The sequence below is a fragment of the Acinetobacter bouvetii DSM 14964 = CIP 107468 genome (assembly GCF_000368865.1).
Classification (GTDB): Bacteria; Pseudomonadota; Gammaproteobacteria; order Pseudomonadales; family Moraxellaceae; genus Acinetobacter; species Acinetobacter bouvetii.
Genome location: NZ_KB849727.1, coordinates 793,425 through 809,848 on the forward strand (window position 1 = coordinate 793,425; position 16,424 = coordinate 809,848).

The window sequence follows — 16,424 nt, forward strand, 5'->3', positions numbered from 1 at the left end:
CAATCCATGAGGAAATTTTTATTTGATCGAGCCGCATCATGCGGCCCTATTCTCAATCACAAACTTATTTTAGGCTTGGCAGCAAACCATCAAGGATCAACGCGTTTAAGCAGCCGCTGGCCAATAATTCACTCGCCTGTTCGATATCCGGCGCGAAGAAACGGTCTTCACTGTAATAAGGAACATGATCACGCAGCGCTTTACGCGCGCGTTCCAATTTCACAGAGCTTTTTAAGCCTTTACGGAAATCCAGGCCTTGGCATGCGCCCAGCCATTCAATCGCTAAAATGCCGCGTACATTGTCCGCCATATACCATAAGCGCTTGCCGGCATTTGGCGCCATCGACACATGGTCTTCCTGATTTGCCGATGTCGGCAGACTGTCCACACTTGCAGGATGCGCCAGCGCTTTGTTATCGCTTGCCAGTGCAGCCGCAGTCACCTGTGCAATCATAAAGCCCGAATTGACGCCGCCATTTTCCACCAAGAACGGCGGAAGCTGCGACATGTGGCGGTCCATCATCATCGAGATACGGCGTTCAGACAATGAGCCAACTTCCGCAATCGCCAAGGCAAGATTATCCGCAGCCATAGCGACAGGTTCTGCATGGAAATTGCCGCCCGAAATTACATCGCCTTCTTTGGCAAAGACCAATGGGTTATCTGAAACCGCATTGGCTTCAATTTCAAGGACTTCAGCAGCCTGACGGATTTGCGTTAAGCATGCGCCCATCACCTGCGGCTGACAGCGCAGTGAATATGGATCCTGCACTTTTTCACAGTCTTCGTGTGAATGACCGATTTCACTTTCTTCAGTTAATAAGTCACGGTATGCCGCTGCCACATCAATTTGACCGCGCTGGCCGCGCACTTCATGCACGCGCGCATCGAATGGAGAACGAGAACCGAGCATTGCTTCAACACTTAAGCCGCCGCAAACGGTCGCTGCAGCGAATAAATCTTCTGCTTCAAATAACCCGCGCAATGCATAAGCCGTTGATACTTGCGTACCATTCAACAGTGCTAGGCCTTCTTTGGCAGCCAAAGCAATCGGCTCTAAACCTGCAATTTTCAGCGCCTCAACGGCTGGCAGCCATTCACCTTTATAGCGCGCTTTGCTTTCACCCAGCAGCACCAAAGACATATGCGCCAGCGGCGCTAAATCGCCTGAGGCACCGACTGAACCTTTCAATGGAATATGCGGATAAACTTCAGCATTAATTAACGCCAACAGCGCTTCAATCACTTTTAAGCGGATGCCGGAAAAGCCGCGCGCCAAGCTGTTGGCCTTCAGCAGCATAATCAGGCGAACCATTGAATCATCTAACGCTTCGCCCACGCCAGCAGCGTGAGACAGCACCAGCGAGCGCTGCAATTGTTCTAAGTCTTCTTGCGCAATTTTAGTTGAGGCCAATAAGCCAAAACCTGTATTGATGCCGTATGCGGTACGGCCCTCACGGATAATCTGTTCTACACAATCTACACTGGCCTGAATCGCAGGAATCGCCTGCTCATCCAGTTTTACTTTGATTGGCTTTAAAAAGGCTTCGCGTAAATCTGCGAGATTCAGTTTGCCTGGTTGAATTAAAAGTTCCATGTATACAGCCCTATATCCTATTCTTTTATATGCTGCGGATTCATCATGAATGAGAGATGAAGATAAATCCGCAGCATTCCTTGCTTAGCTCAGCCTTAACCGGTAATCATCGGTAAATTTAAGCCTTGTTCCTTCGCGCAATCAATTGCAATATCATAACCCGCATCTGCATGGCGCATTACACCTGTCGCAGGGTCATTGGTCAATACTCGGGCAATACGCTCTGCAGCTTCATCTGTACCGTCACATACAATCACCACGCCCGAGTGCTGTGAAAAGCCCATGCCAACACCGCCGCCATGATGCAAAGACACCCATGTTGCGCCGCCCGCAGTATTCAGCAAAGCATTTAATAATGGCCAATCCGATACCGCATCTGAACCATCCTGCATCGATTCTGTTTCACGGTTTGGACTGGATACAGAGCCGGAATCCAAATGGTCACGGCCAATCACAACCGGCGCAGACAATTCACCCGAGCGCACCATTTCGTTGAATGCCAAGCCCAATTTTGCACGCAGGCCTAAACCTACCCAGCAAATACGCGCTGGCAAGCCTTGGAATGCAATGCGTTCACGCGCCATATCCAGCCAGTGATGCAAATGCTCATCATCAGGGATCAGCTCTTTCACTTTTGCATCAGTTTTGTAAATATCTTCAGGATCCCCCGAAAGCGCTGCCCAGCGGAATGGCCCAATGCCGCGGCAGAATAATGGGCGGATATATGCAGGTACAAAGCCCGGGAAGTCAAAAGCGTTTTCTACGCCTTCTTCTTTGGCCATTTGACGGATATTGTTGCCATAGTCAAAAGTCGGCACACCCATTTCCTGGAAGTCCAGCATCGCCTGTACATGCTGCGCCATCGACTGCTTGGCCGCTTTTACCACAGCGTCAGGTTCTGTTTGCGCGCGCTCACGGTATTCTTCCCAAGTCCATCCAACTGGCAAATAGCCATTCAATGGATCATGCGCACTCGTTTGGTCTGTCACCATATCTGGACGGATACCGCGGCGAACCAGCTCAGGTAAAATCTCTGCCGCATTGCCATGCAATGCAATAGAAATGGCTTTGCCCTCTTTGGTATAGCGGTCAATACGCGCAAGCGCATCATCCAAATCAGCCGCTTGCTCATCGACATAGCGGGTACGTAAACGGAAATCGATGCTGGCCTGCTGGCATTCAATATTTAAAGAGCAGGCGCCGGCTAAAGTTGCAGCCAATGGCTGTGCGCCACCCATGCCGCCTAAGCCCGCAGTCAGTACCCAGCGGCCTGTTAAATCGCCGTTATAGTGCTGACGGCCTGCTTCCACAAAAGTTTCGTATGTGCCTTGCACGATGCCTTGACTGCCAATGTAAATCCATGAGCCCGCTGTCATTTGGCCATACATTGCCAAACCTTTGGCATCCATTTCATTGAAATGCTTCCAGTTTGCCCAATGCGGCACAAGATTGGAATTTGCAATTAATACTCGCGGCGCATCTTTATGCGTTTTGAATACACCTACTGGCTTGCCTGATTGCACCAATAGCGTTTCGTAGTCTTCTAAATCTTTCAGCGTTTCAACAATTTTGTCATAGCATTCCCAGTTGCGCGCTGCACGGCCAATACCGCCGTACACCACTAACTCTTTCGGATTTTCTGCAACATCAGGATCTAAATTATTCATCAGCATGCGTAAAGGCGCTTCAGTCAGCCAGCTTTTTGCATTGAGGGTTGTACCGCGCGGCGCGCGGATTTCTACATCACGAAATTTAGTCATGGTCACAGTCGGACTCCTTCCTTTGAACTTACTGTAATTGTATTCTTTGCATCCAGTCAGCATTGATATAAACATGTGCTTACTTGTATATACATGTACATATAATATGCATGACTTTTAATCTTTGAAAAGACCCTTTTCTTTAAAAAGATGAAATTAGTAAATAAGCAAATGTTTTAATTGGTTTTAAAGTTTTTTAACTTTAGTTGTAGTGGGAATTTTTGTGCGATTTATTTGGCATTTTATCTTGAGCTGGAACATTCAAACAGCTCAATCAAACAGCAATCCTTGGCTGAATTTTGCAGCAACTGCAGCGTCAGCGCTTCATCCTGATTGGATATTTTCAGGCAATCAAAAGCCTCTAATGTATAACTTTGCGCTGCGACAGAAACTTGCATCACGTCTGCCATATTAAAAATAAGCATGTCCTGCGCCGCAGACAGGATGGTTTGACTATGGCTTCCTGTCAGCCACTGCATGCGCGGGAAAACTTTATCCGCACGATAAATCAAGTTTAAGTCGCGGATTGGCCCATTCAGCAACCGGCAATACACAGGCTGCTCACCATCAAAAGCAAATAAATTTCGAGAGCAAATATCAACATGCGGCTGATCTGCAATACTGAGCTGCATCCCTATGCCGCTCAGTGTGGAAATAATGCGCTTTTTACCTGAAAAATAAGAAAATTCACCATCATTTTTCACATCGGCCATAGACACACGCCAGTCAAAATCATCCGTTTCAGCTGACGGCTTTCGAGCAATCTCGAAGGTAAATCCTAGACCATTTTTCCACGGCATTTTTTGGAAATCATGCAGTTTGAGCAGATGAATCATTGCACAAATTTCCCTTCCAGATAGTAGCGGCTGCCCGGATAAGTCAACCGCGCGCTGGAAATCAAATGCTTATTTGACCATGTGCGGCGGCGGATGAGCAGGCAGGGTTCCTGTTTGGTAATTTTCAGCCATTTGCATTCTTGAGTATTCGCCAGTACCGCTTCTACGATATGTTCACCTTCGGTGACCGGAGCCTGCGCCATTAAATAAGCATTGGGGGTAATCTTGCTGAAATCCTGCTTTAAATAATCAGGAATGAGCGCCGCATTGACCAAACGGTCTTCAATTTGCACCGGCACTTCATTTTCATAATGAATAATAATGGAATGAAAAAGCGGCTCGCCTTCTTTCGTTTGCATAAATAAAGCTTGCTGCACATCCGCTTTAATTTTATCTAGCTTTATCACTTCTGCGCGGTGACTGTGATTGCGCGCCAGAATTTCATCCGCAATATTATTAATTTGAAATAATGCGGAATGGCCTTGCCCTTCAGCCACAAATGATCCCACCCCTTGTACGCGCACCAGCATTTTATCCGCAGTCAATTCGCGCAGCGCGCGGTTCACCGTCATCCGGCTGCAGCCTAAGAGTTTGACCAATTCACTTTCAGAAGGAATCTTGTCATTCACTTTCCATTCGCCGCTGTATATTTTGCTCTGAATAAACTGTTTCACCTGCGCATATAAAGGCGAAGGCGCTTCTAATCCTAAGGGTGTTTTATTTTCTTCTGTTGAAGTGCTGATGGGCATTTTTCATCTCTGCAAAGAACCGCTTTAAAATGGGATACCGATCTTCTAATGCCTGCACACAACGCGGCAAACCGGCAAGATCAATATCTGAATTTGATTATACTCAATTCGCCAAACTTGTATATACAAGTTGTATTTTTTAGCGGCTGTCAGAGATGAGCTGTATGGTCATCGAATTTTATAAAGATAAGCTAATGTAAATTAAATAAAAAAATCAAAGAAAACTGTCCATTTTGAAGATTCCAGCCAGCACTGCGGCTCCGATCCTATGCCACGCTTCATCAAAGGATGATGTGTCATTCTGACCATTATGCCTTCGAAGCACGCCAAGGAACCATTGAATCAGATGAAAATTGCTTCACTGGAATTCGTAAAGGAAAACAAAATCAAGGTGCAGCCGCAAAGATGATTTTTGGGCTGCTCAAATGCTATCGCACGGTTTATACAGTCAGCGCGTGAGCCCAGTTAAGCGCCGAATGGACTGCAACTGAATTCCAGATTTTTCTTTTAAATAGTGAGCTTAATTTAATGCATCCCATAAAAAACGCTGCAGAAATGTTCCTGCAGCGTTTCTATCTATGCATAATCCCTGATCAAGGCTTCAGCATAAATCTTTTTCAGCACTCTTTAATGCATTAAATATGATGCTGAACTACAGCTTAAAGCTGTCCATTAAGAAGCTTCACGTTCTTCAATTGATACCACTTTACGCAACTCAGGACCAGTATAATCCGCACTCGGACGGATAATGCGGTTGTCTGCACGCTGCTCCATCACATGTGCCGCCCAGCCGGTTACCCGGCTCATCACGAAGATGGGCGTGAACAGTTTGGTCGCAATGTCCATGAAGTGGTAAGCCGATGCATGGAAGAAGTCTGCATTGCAGAACAGTTTCTTCTCGCGCCACATCACTTCTTCACAGCGCACGGATACTGGATAAAGCACCGTATCGCCCACATCTTTGGCTAAGCGCTCTGACCAGATTTTGATGATGCCGTTGCGCGGATCATTGTCTTTATAGATCGCATGGCCAAAGCCCATGATCTTTTCTTTACGTTCCAGCTTGCCCAGCATTTCACGTTCTGCTTCTTCAGGCGACGTCCAGTTTTCAATCATTTCCATCGCCGCTTCATTCGCGCCGCCATGCAATGGACCGCGCAGTGAACCAATTGCACCGGTGATGCATGAATGCATATCGGATAAGGTGGATGCGCATACACGTGCGGTGAAGGTCGATGCGTTGAATTCATGCTCTGCATATAGAATCAGCGATACATTCATCACCTGCTCATGCAATTCATTTGGTTTTTCACCGCGTAGCAAATGCAGGAATTGCGCGCCGATAGAGTCATCATCGGTATTTTCTTCAATGCGCACGCCGTCATGGCTGAAGCGGTACCAGTAGCAGATGATCGCTGGCAGCGTTGCCAAAATGCGGTCTGCTGCGTCCTGCTGTTCTGCAAAGGATTGTTCTGTTTCTATGTTGCCGAGCATGGAAACGCCTGTGCGCATCACATCCATCGGGTGTGAATCCGCAGGAATGCGCTCTAACACTTCTTTGAGCGCTTGCGGCAATTGGCGCAGTGATTTCAGTTTTGCTTTATATGCAGCCAGCTGTTCTGCGGTTGGCAATTCACCAAAGAAAATCAGGTAAGCCACTTCTTCAAACTGGCAGTTCTCAGCCAAGTCTTGAACGTCATAGCCGCGGTACGTGAGGCCTGCACCGCTTTTGCCTACAGTTGAAAGTGCGGTTTTTCCTGCCACTTGTCCGCGCAGGCCAGCGCCTGTGAGTACTTTTCCTTCAGCCATTTTTCAATTCTCCTTTTTGAATGATTTATTTGAACAGTTTATCCAGCGTATTTTCAAAGGTGTGGTAATCGAGAAATTCATACAATTCTTTGCGCGGCTGCATTTTGTCCAGCACATTCACTTGCGTGCCGTCTTTGCGGATCGAATGCATCACTTCCAGCGCAGCTTTCTGCATGGCGCGTGTCGCAGAGAGCGGATACAGCACCATTGAAATGCCCTGTTCGCCCAGTTCATCTACCGTGTAATAAGGCGTGTCGCCAAACTCTGTGATGTTGGCCAAAACAGGCACGCCTACCGCATCGCAGACGGTTTTGTACATGGTGATGTCGGTCATGGCTTCAGCAAAAATGGCATCGGCGCCCGCTTCTACGCAGGCGCAGGCGCGGTCAATCACTGCCTGCAAGCCTTCTTTTTGCAGCGCATCGGTACGCGCCATCACCACAAAGTCTGAATCGGTTTTCGCATCTACCGCGGCTTTAATGCGGTCGACCATTTCCTGCTGCGTGACAATTTCTTTGTTGGGACGGTGGCCGCAGCGTTTCTGCGCCACTTGGTCTTCGATATGCACTGCCGCCGCGCCTGCAGCGATCATTTGCTTGACGCTGCGCGCGATATTGAATGCGCCGCCCCAGCCTGTATCGATATCAACTAAAAGCGGCGTGTCTACACGTTCGGTAATGCGGCGGACGTCTTCAAGCACATTGTCCAAACTGGTCATGCCAAGGTCAGGCAAGCCATAAGAATAGTTCGCAACACCGGCGCCCGAAACATAAATCGCCTTGTAGCCGGCCTGTTTGGCCATCATGGCTGCATAAGCGTTGACTGTGCCGATAATTTGTAATGGTTTTTCCACTTCCAGTGCTTGTCTAAATCTTAAGCCTGCAGACGTTTGTTGTGTCATATTCCTTTCCATGAATATCCGAGGTGAATGAAATAAAAAGTTAAGCAGGAACAGCAGCCAATAAAATTGAACCGTACGCTTCACGCAAATCTTTTTTCAGAATTTTTCCTGTACCGCCGACAGGAATTGCATCAACAAAAACCACTTTGTCTGGAATTTGCCATTTCGCAATTTTATTTGCATAGAAGTCTAAGATTTCGGCTTCGGATAAGCTGCTTGCAGCAGATTTTTTAGCAATCAGAATAGGTCTTTCATCCCATTTGGGATGTGTCGCAGCTATCACAGCAACCATATCCAGTTCTGGATGGGCAATGGCAATATTTTCCAGCTCAACCGATGAAATCCACTCACCGCCTGATTTGATCAGGTCTTTAGATCGGTCGCTGATTTGCATATAGCCGTCCTGATCTAAGGTTGCAATATCCCCCGTATCAAACCAGCCATCTTGCGTTAAAGCATGATTAAACTGATCAAAATAGGATTCAACAATCCAATGGCCTTTAATTTGTAAATGGCCCGGCAACTGTCCGTCACGCGCAGATTCAGCTGTGCCTTTTTCGTCTTGGCAGACACGCAGGCTGACGCCATAAGGCGGACGGCCCTGTGCAAATCGGAGTTTAAATTTTTCTGAATCATCCAGCGCGGCATGCTTTGCTTTCAGCTGATTGACTGCGCCTAAAGGACTGGTTTCGGTCATGCCCCACGCATGGATGGTTTCGCATTGAAAATCGTCTTTAAACGCTTTCAGCATATTCGGCGGACACGCTGCACCGCCCACCACGTTGCGGACTAAACTTTCAAGTTTGCTGCCGCATTGATAGGCTGCGTTTAATAAACCTTGCCAGATGGTCGGCACCCCCAATGCATTGGTGACTTCATACTCATCAATCAGCTGCACTAAACTTTCGCCATCCAGCATTGGCCCTGGCAGCACCATGCTGCAGCCGACCATTGCAGCGGAATACGGCGTTCCCCACGCATTGACATGAAACATGGGAACGACTGGCAATATGCGGTCTTGAGCTGAAAAATGGAATGAGTCCGGCAGACTGGCTGCATAGCTATGCAGTACCGTCGAGCGATGGCTGTATAAAACGCCTTTTGGATTCCCCGTTGTGCCCGAGGTGTAGCAGAGTGAGCTAGCCTTAGTCTCATCCAATTCAGGCCATTCAAAATGCTCACTGTGCTGCGCGATTAGGTCGTCATAGAACAGGACTTCAGGAAATGCCTGCAAAATGTCTTCATCATAGGCATCAAGGCAAATGAAATGCTCAACATACGGAATCGCCTCTTTAATAGACAGCACTAAATTCAAAAATGTTTTATCGAAAATCAGAACTTTGTCATTGGCATCATTCACCATATATTTATGCTGTTCAGGGAAAAGCCTTGGATTAATGGTATGACAGACTAAGCCGCTGCCTGAGATGCCATACCAGCTTTCTAAATGACGATGGTTATTCCACGCAATCGTAGCAACCCGGTCACTCACAGTTAAACCAAAAGACTGCAAAACATTGGCAAAACGCTTAGAATTTTGAGCAATTTGTCCCCAAGCCGTTTCGGTCATGGAGCCATCTGTATTTTTAGAGATAATCGCTGTATCTGCATGATACAGCGCAGCATGCTCAATAAGGCTGCTGATCAGCAGCGGCTGAAACATCATATTTCCGATCATCTGAAACATCCCTATTCACATTATTTAGACTAATTTATTCATATCCATCGACTGCTCTTCAGCTGTCATTTATTCTTAAATTACCCACTTTTATTTTTCTGTTTTTGTCATTTAGAGGATATTTTTTGTCATTTCGTCACATAAGGATGAAAAACTTTCACCAATTATCAATTTATTGTTTTTATTGATTTAATTAAAAAAATAACTCATTCGTATTTTATATTCCCCATAAAATGCGATTTAAAAACACAAAAATATAGAGTGATTTGACCGCAGATGTATTGAAATAAAAGCACGGCGCAAAAGCGGAAATATAAAATACCAGTCAATTTATGCCGCGATATAGGCGCGGCGCCAGCGTCCCGGAGTGATGCCATACCAGCGTTTAAAAGCTCGGGTAAAATTGGCTTGGTCGTCATAGCCGACTTGATTGGCCACATCAATAATCATCAGATTTTTATTTTTAAGCAGCTCCGCTGCAATTTTCTTACGCGTAGCTTCAAGCAAGGCGTCGAAACTGGTCTGATGTTTATTTAAATAACGGTACAAAGTAAAACGGTGAATTGAAAAATATTCAGCCACACGTTCGACATTACAGCTTCGGTGCGGCAATAATTCCTCAATAATTTTACAAATCTGACCAACCAGATCGACACGATCATGGCTTTGCAGTTCAGACAAATGCTGACGCAAAAATTGATCTAACTGATGGTCATGCCCTGCTCTTTTTTGATCGAGCTGTTCCTGCGGAAATAAAATTTCGTGCTGTGACTGGCTGAACCACACAGGACAGCCAAATGCTTTTTCGTACAGATGCGCGCACTTCGGCTTTGGATAAGAGATGCGCACCAATGCTGGACGCCAAGATTTACCCAAAATCAGCTCGATAATAGACACCATCGCAACCAAATACGCAGTTTGATATTGTTCTTTTCCAGGAATATCACCATCGATATGCATGCAAATACGCGCATAGCCATCATCTTCTTTCAAATCTAGCCTTTGCCCTCTGTACCACATACTGCCGTATTGAAAGAGGCTCTGCATGGCATCCCGCATGGTCGCGGCATTCAGCACCAGAAAACGCAATGGGCCAATATTTGAAAATTGGGCTTTTTTTCCAATGACTAAACCCAAATGATCACAGCCCGTTAATGCTTCAGCGGCTTGAAAAATACTGCCCTGTGTTTGCAGAGAAATCGGCAATAAATTGTTCTTTAAATCTTCGCGCTGAATCCCAAAATGCTCAAATACAGTACGTGCATCGAAACTGTGTTCTTCTAAATAGTTGGCAATCAGGTTTAAAATACCAATAGGATTGGATTGTGGCTGTCTTATTAAATCGATGCTGTGCATAGTTCCCTCTCTATATGGCAATATATTCAGCATATGATGGCCTGATATGCCTCTTCATTTTGAATCTTTAATCATTCAAATATGATTTCAAAATTCTAATTGCATTGCATTTAAATCCAGTGCCCATGCAACGAAATCATGGTCTGTTTAGACCATGCTTCAGATGAGCCAAATCTTCACTTGCAAACAAACATCCTATCTCTTTTTAAAAATTCACTTTGAATGCGAGCGAGGCAAAATCTCGGTCATCGATGGTACTGAAGTCATTTGAACCAAAGAAACTGGTATAAGCCATTTCTGCAGTATATCGTTGGCGGTATGTTGCAGACACCGCTGCGGCAACACTCATTTGACCTTCCTGAAAGTTTTGGCTAAAGCCATCGACATCATGACGGAACAACACACTCGGGGTAATCACAGTTGCAGGCAGCAAATCTTTATAGACTAAAGCGCCACGCAAACGATATCCGTATGACCATTCTGTAAAAAAGCCTTCAGTATTACAAAAGCGTTCATTTAAACGGTCAATTTCATCATTCGACAGATGTGCTGTTCCATAAGGAGTACATTGGTTGGCTTTGGTTTCTGGATCATACGCACCCGATGACAACTCGCTACGTCCAAAAGCACCGACACGACCAAAACGGTGATTTCCAATCTCACCAATATGATTTACCGCCAATTCGGCAGCCCAAGTAAAGGTATTGGCTCCGAGGACATTTATTAGACTATTCCCTGCACCGAGTGAAAACTGGGTCACGGGCGCACGCGCATAACCTTGCAAATATTGCCCAAACTGGGCCGATGTTCCCGCATCTGTCAGCGGCGTATTTTTGTCTAAGACTTGTGCATAAACAATATCTGTCCCATTAAACTGCAAAGGCTGATTGGGTTTATGAGTTAACTCACTAAACACTGAGGTTGTACCGACTTTGCCTGCCAAGCTGAGTCCATACATTTTGATGTCTTCAGGATAGATCGAGAAAAACTGTGCGGTACTAAAATTTGCTGGCCCTGCTGCAGTGACTGCTGTCCCGTCAAAATTCGCAGTTCGATTGTGATAATTTGCAAAATACAGCCCGAGCTCAGCATTGTTCAACTTGGGCAACGTTTGCTTTAAGGAAAAACCATACTGTCCGCTGTCTTTGGCATAACGGCTTTCACTACGTGGAATATAAGATTTGGTATCTAAAGCCGTATCGGTAAGTTTATCGCCCGGCATCACAGTAATGACGATCGGTCCGCAATTTTCTGGCACAAAGTCTGAAATGGCAAAGAATGTCCCACAGCCATCCACCACAGACGGTCTAAACTTAAACTGATAGAAACCTTCAAATTTTAAATGTTCATTGATTCCAGCTTCAAAGGAAAACATTTCGGTTGGAATCACGCGCTCTCTGGCATCACCACCGGGACGATTCATTGCAGCATAATCAAAAGCACTGACACTATTGAGTCCATTTTGGAAGAACTGTGATTTGCCCCACTGCAAGGTATGTTTGCCCAGTTTCATATTGACACTTTGCCCATTATCTAAAGCAAAGTTTTTCCAAACATAGGCATCCCACAGGTCGATGCCCTTAAATTTCGCTAGTCGTGGCCACGCCGAATCATCAAAAGCTTTTAAATCGCCTTCACCTGTTTCATAAGCATGGTCATACCAATACTTCGCGCTGACCACTGCACCCTGCTGTTTTCCTTTTAAATTCAGCTCGGTAAAACCTTTCACCACTTGTGAAATCACATTGCCTTTATTAAAGTTCACGTGACCATCATCACCATTGATATCAATGCTATGACCCTCTTTTCCAATATGGTTTGCATCGGGTTTATAGACCAGTGAACTAGACGCCTCTTGAGTACTCCAGTTTGTTCCAAAGCTGAGTGCGGTTTTGGTTTCAAGCTTCCATTCCTCATTTAGATCAAGACTCGCTGCTGAAACTTCCGAGATTGCCAAAGCTAGGCTTAAACAAAGAACCGTTTTTTTCATCAATGCAATATGATGATTTTGTCTGTTTAAAGACACAAATTGACCGACCATACCATCTCCATATCGATATGATTTATTTTTAAATACTGTGTTTTATTTCAATACAAGCGCTGAAGATTTCAGGCTATTACACCGCCACCTTCCACAAAGAGTGTTTCTTTAAACTCAACATTTTCTCTCCACATCTCTAATTATTCTGTAAAGCCATCCTTTGGCTCAGGACTTAAATTAACTGTTTTAAAATGTTTAAATTGGTCTTTAGATCATTTGCGTGGATTGATTTTTGAGATTGAAATTCCAAGATGAAATCTGTATCTCGACTATGAAACTTGCTCTATTTCCAAAGCATCCAACTGCAAAATCAACTGTTCCGCCTGAGGCCAATCGCCAAACCCTGCAGCTGGGTTCAAATGCCCTACAGCACCGGCATTAACTAACTGACCACCCCACGTCTCAGCCATCGCTTCAACGGCTTGATATTGCGCTAAATGATCATTGGTACTCGCCACCACAATGCTTGGAAATGGCAGTTTTTGAGTCGGTAAGGGACTCCAGCCTTCACTTCTAAGAATCTCAGGACTTGGATAATTTTCAGGCCAGCTTTCCGCCAAGTCCGGTGGTGTAACCAGCAATGCCCCTTGAATATCATGCTGATGCAACGCAGCCCAATGCACAGTCATCAACACGCCCGCGCTATGCGCCACCAAAATAACCGGCCCTTCAATTTTTTTCAGCTCTGCTTCAATGCGTGCGACACGGTTTGCGCAATTCAATTTGTCAGTTTCTGCTGGCGGGACAGCGCGAACTTTTACGAGTTTCGACTCAAGCAATGTTTGCCAGTGTGCAGCAACATGATCGCGCAAACCCGGAATAATGAGGACCGTTGCCTGTGTAAATATTTTTTCCATGGATACACCTATTTAAGCCTGATGCTTTTTAAGCAATGCAATGCATTGTTGTATTCAACATAGAGGGATGGTTGCCAATTCGATATACATAGGGCGACATTTGCTTTTCATTTGATGACAAATCATCAAATCTACAACATTTTCAAACACTCACCACAAACATTTCAAATATTTGATTTTAATAATATTAATTAAATTTTTAGTTTTATTTATTCAACATATTTCATGTTTTTCCTCAATTTTTGCCGATTGCTTAAAAAAATAACTGCCTCAATAATACGTTTGCGTTTCAGTAAGGATCCGCTGAAACCATAAAAAAAAATAGCAAATGAAAAGGAAATTAAAATGAGTCAAATCTGTAAAATAGTCGTGCCTTTTGCATGCCTATTATCAGTAAATTTTGCTTATGCGGATTCTACAAACTTTAAACGCTGGGCAGTCAGTGCAGGCTGGATGCATGTGATGCCTCAGGGGAAGGCCAACTCCACCCACGTGACAACTGCTGTTGAAGAAGGTGGCAGTTATGGTGTCGGATCGTTATGGGGTGCAGATCTTGGTAAATACGCATTAAATGGTGGAGATCTGAAAAGTTCTACGGGAAAATTGCTATTTAACGCTTTTGTCAAAAATGGTCAAAAAGATCCTGAATATAAAGTGCCTGCAAACCTAATGAATGGTGCCAGAGCCGATATCACGGGTATTTCGGACTATACTGCCGAAGGTGGTATGGAAGTTGATGATACTGACACACTGGGTCTGACTTTAAGCTATTTTGTTAATGACAATGTCTCTTTAGAGTTGGTGGGTGGTATTCCTCCTAAAGTTGATGTAAAAGGTGTGGGTGAAATTCGCGCAACGGCTTTATCCACGTCTAATTCATCTCATCTGCCTCCATTCACACCACCCACATATTTTGATGGTTTAGAACTGCTCAAAGACACTTTAATTACAGATCTTGGTGCGCATGGCACTGTGGCTGAAGTGACTGCGTGGACACCAGCAGTCACAGCAAAATACCACTTCGGCACTTCGGGTAAGAATAAGTTCCGCCCATTTGTTGGTGCAGGTGTTACATATGGTCATTTCAATAAATTAAAGCTCAATAGCGGTGTCGAAGAAGATCTGATCCAAGCAGGCTACATGATTGATAATATTTTGAATGGCCGCGCTGGTGAAGCACTGCATGGCGGTAAAGGCAGCTCTACCGCAACCCCTGAAGTAAAAGTCAAAACCAGTGATGCCTTAGCACCTGTGCTGACGGCAGGCTTTACCTATGACTTTACCGACCGTTGGTTTAGTACAGGTTCACTCAGCTATATGCCTAACTTCAATAATGTCGCAACGGTCACGGTCACCGATACGTCTACAGGCCGGCAATTAATCAAGTCCACCACCAAGATTGATCTCGACCCATTAGTGACTTATGTCGGGGTTGGCTATCGTTTCTAAGTGGTAGAGAATACTGAACATCTCAAATGAAACATCGCATTCAGATTTTTATCACCCCTGATTGGCCACCTTGCTCACCCAAGTAAATTTCTGAAAAATACTCTCGTTTGAGACTCAAGTCACCGCATTTTGTTTAAAGGCTAATTCTTATTTGATATAGGAATTAGTCATTTTTCAATCTGAACGGTTTCTTGATAAAATAAAGCCTATTTAAATCAAAAAACCGCACAACTTAAGTGTGAAAACTGATACTTTTATAGTACTGGATATTGCTTAGAAATAAGTTCAGTCAGGACGACTGAAGTAAAAATAGGGAGCTTAAAGTGATTCCACTTGCCCATACGGCTGTACTCAAAAATTATTTGAATGTTAGCCAGCAATTCAACTTCAATCCTTATTATTTGCTTTCTAATGCAGGACTTAATCCTGCGCAGCTCAATGACCCAAAACAACGTATCCCTGTCGACAAAGCCATCGCACTGTTAGAACAATCTGCTGAAATAAGCGGCTGCGAAGTATTCGGGCTGCTTATGGCGGAACAGCGTCAGATTGCCGACTTTGGTGAATTGAGCCTGCTCTTAAGTTATCAGCACACTTTACGTGACGCACTACAAACCATTGTTATGTATAGAAACTTCATTAACAATGCGCTTGAAATGTATATCGAAGAAGCTGGGAATACGGTGATTATTCATTTGGAGGTTGTTGGCGCATCGACCGAGTACAGCCGCCAAGCGATTGAATTGGCTTTGGGCGTTACCCATCGTTTTTGTGCCATGTTGCTTTCGCAAAAGTGGCGTCCTCTGGGTGTACATTTCACCCATAGCGCACCACAAAACTTGGCTATTCACCAGCGTGTTTTTGGTTGTGCTTTAGAGTTCGGCAGCGAATTTAATGGCATTGTCTGCACCACGGCCGAACTGGATAAAGCCAACCCACAAGCCAATACAGCCATGGCAGATCATGCGAAGCGCTATCTTGAGATTGATCTGCTGCAAAATGAAAATGAATCCTCCATCATTTTTGATATCCGTAAAAGTATCTATTTATTGCTGCCAATGGGGCGTGCCACGATTGATCAAGTAGCACATTTACATGGAATCAATGTCCGAACATTACAGCGCAAATTAGAAGCGTCTCAAACCAGTTTTAGTATTTTAATCAACGATGTGCGTCGGGCTTTAGTCTTCCGTTATCTGCAAAATATGAACTACTCTTTGGGACAAGTCTCAGACATTTTAGGCTATTCTATGCCAAGCTCATTTACCCGCTGGTTTATCAGCCAGTTTGGGATTTCTCCAACGGCTTGGCGGCAACAAGCATCTTAATGCCTGAAATGAATTGTACGCAAAAACAATAAGCATCTTGGACATCATGAACAGCGTTGACTA

12 protein-coding genes are annotated in these 16,424 nt (G+C 44.9%); 2 read left to right on the forward strand and 10 right to left on the reverse strand.

From position 1 onward, the window contains the following. Positions 1 to 64: 64 nt before the first annotated feature. The 10 genes from hutH to F941_RS10815 all read right to left on the reverse strand — a co-directional run bounded on the left by hutH (position 65) and on the right by F941_RS10815 (position 13,584). Positions 65 to 1,597, reverse strand: coding sequence for a histidine ammonia-lyase (gene hutH, locus F941_RS10770; RefSeq protein WP_005011094.1), 1,533 nt, complete (start codon positions 1,595 to 1,597; stop codon positions 65 to 67). A gap of 95 nt (positions 1,598 to 1,692) precedes the next feature. Then, positions 1,693 to 3,357: a urocanate hydratase gene (gene hutU / locus F941_RS10775; RefSeq protein WP_018572613.1), complete on the reverse strand. Its 1,665-nt coding sequence runs from the start codon at positions 3,355 to 3,357 to the stop codon at positions 1,693 to 1,695. A gap of 242 nt (positions 3,358 to 3,599) precedes the next feature. Continuing rightward, the gene (locus F941_RS10780; RefSeq protein ID WP_005011096.1) at positions 3,600 to 4,193 is read right to left on the reverse strand and encodes a HutD/Ves family protein; all 594 of its coding nucleotides are present in this window, start codon (positions 4,191 to 4,193) and stop codon (positions 3,600 to 3,602) included. Continuing rightward, entirely contained in the window at positions 4,190 to 4,942 is a 753-nt protein-coding gene (gene hutC, locus F941_RS10785; RefSeq protein ID WP_005011098.1) for a histidine utilization repressor, read from the reverse strand. The genes F941_RS10780 and hutC overlap by 4 nt, the downstream gene beginning before the upstream one ends. A gap of 672 nt (positions 4,943 to 5,614) precedes the next feature. Next, positions 5,615 to 6,751 (reverse strand): bifunctional 2-methylcitrate synthase/citrate synthase, encoded by a 1,137-nt coding sequence (gene prpC, locus F941_RS10790; RefSeq protein WP_005011100.1) that lies wholly within the window; start codon positions 6,749 to 6,751, stop codon positions 5,615 to 5,617. Positions 6,752 to 6,776: 25 nt separating this feature from the next. Beyond that, a complete protein-coding gene (gene prpB, locus F941_RS10795; RefSeq protein WP_005011101.1) occupies positions 6,777 to 7,652 on the reverse strand; it encodes a methylisocitrate lyase in 876 nt (291 codons plus the stop codon). 40 nt (positions 7,653 to 7,692) lie between these two features. After that, positions 7,693 to 9,330 (reverse strand): long-chain-fatty-acid--CoA ligase, encoded by a 1,638-nt coding sequence (locus tag F941_RS10800; RefSeq protein ID WP_005011103.1) that lies wholly within the window; start codon positions 9,328 to 9,330, stop codon positions 7,693 to 7,695. Between the two features lie 330 nt (positions 9,331 to 9,660). After that, positions 9,661 to 10,686: an AraC family transcriptional regulator gene (locus F941_RS10805; protein ID WP_005011104.1), complete on the reverse strand. Its 1,026-nt coding sequence runs from the start codon at positions 10,684 to 10,686 to the stop codon at positions 9,661 to 9,663. Positions 10,687 to 10,891: 205 nt separating this feature from the next. Continuing rightward, positions 10,892 to 12,727, reverse strand: a complete 1,836-nt coding sequence (locus F941_RS10810; protein WP_005011105.1) for a DUF1302 domain-containing protein — start codon at positions 12,725 to 12,727, stop codon at positions 10,892 to 10,894. A gap of 269 nt (positions 12,728 to 12,996) precedes the next feature. Beyond that, the gene (locus tag F941_RS10815) at positions 12,997 to 13,584 is read right to left on the reverse strand and encodes an RBBP9/YdeN family alpha/beta hydrolase (RefSeq protein ID WP_005011106.1); all 588 of its coding nucleotides are present in this window, start codon (positions 13,582 to 13,584) and stop codon (positions 12,997 to 12,999) included. A gap of 345 nt (positions 13,585 to 13,929) precedes the next feature. Here F941_RS10815 and F941_RS10820 point away from each other — a divergent pair, with 345 nt between their 5' ends. Next, on the forward strand, positions 13,930 to 15,033 hold the full coding sequence (locus F941_RS10820) for an OmpW/AlkL family protein (RefSeq protein ID WP_005011108.1): 1,104 nt from the start codon (positions 13,930 to 13,932) through the stop codon (positions 15,031 to 15,033). A gap of 323 nt (positions 15,034 to 15,356) precedes the next feature. Further along, a complete protein-coding gene (locus tag F941_RS10825; RefSeq protein WP_005011110.1) occupies positions 15,357 to 16,361 on the forward strand; it encodes an AraC family transcriptional regulator in 1,005 nt (334 codons plus the stop codon). Positions 16,362 to 16,424: the final 63 nt, after the last annotated feature.

What these genes read in the sequence shown, in the direction of transcription:
- hutU (WP_018572613.1), bottom strand. Translation starts at nt 3,357, where the DNA reads ATGACTAAATTTCGTGATGTAGAAATCCGCGCGCCGCGCGGTACAACC.
- F941_RS10805 (WP_005011104.1), bottom strand. Translation starts at nt 10,686, where the DNA reads ATGCACAGCATCGATTTAATAAGACAGCCACAATCCAATCCTATTGGT.
- F941_RS10815 (WP_005011106.1), bottom strand. Translation starts at nt 13,584, where the DNA reads ATGGAAAAAATATTTACACAGGCAACGGTCCTCATTATTCCGGGTTTG.
- F941_RS10820 (WP_005011108.1), top strand. Translation starts at nt 13,930, where the DNA reads ATGAGTCAAATCTGTAAAATAGTCGTGCCTTTTGCATGCCTATTATCA.
- prpB (WP_005011101.1), bottom strand. Translation starts at nt 7,652, where the DNA reads ATGACACAACAAACGTCTGCAGGCTTAAGATTTAGACAAGCACTGGAA.
- F941_RS10800 (WP_005011103.1), bottom strand. Translation starts at nt 9,330, where the DNA reads ATGATCGGAAATATGATGTTTCAGCCGCTGCTGATCAGCAGCCTTATT.
- hutC (WP_005011098.1), bottom strand. Translation starts at nt 4,942, where the DNA reads ATGCCCATCAGCACTTCAACAGAAGAAAATAAAACACCCTTAGGATTA.
- hutH (WP_005011094.1), bottom strand. Translation starts at nt 1,597, where the DNA reads ATGGAACTTTTAATTCAACCAGGCAAACTGAATCTCGCAGATTTACGC.
- prpC (WP_005011100.1), bottom strand. Translation starts at nt 6,751, where the DNA reads ATGGCTGAAGGAAAAGTACTCACAGGCGCTGGCCTGCGCGGACAAGTG.
- F941_RS10780 (WP_005011096.1), bottom strand. Translation starts at nt 4,193, where the DNA reads ATGATTCATCTGCTCAAACTGCATGATTTCCAAAAAATGCCGTGGAAA.
- F941_RS10810 (WP_005011105.1), bottom strand. Translation starts at nt 12,727, where the DNA reads ATGGTCGGTCAATTTGTGTCTTTAAACAGACAAAATCATCATATTGCA.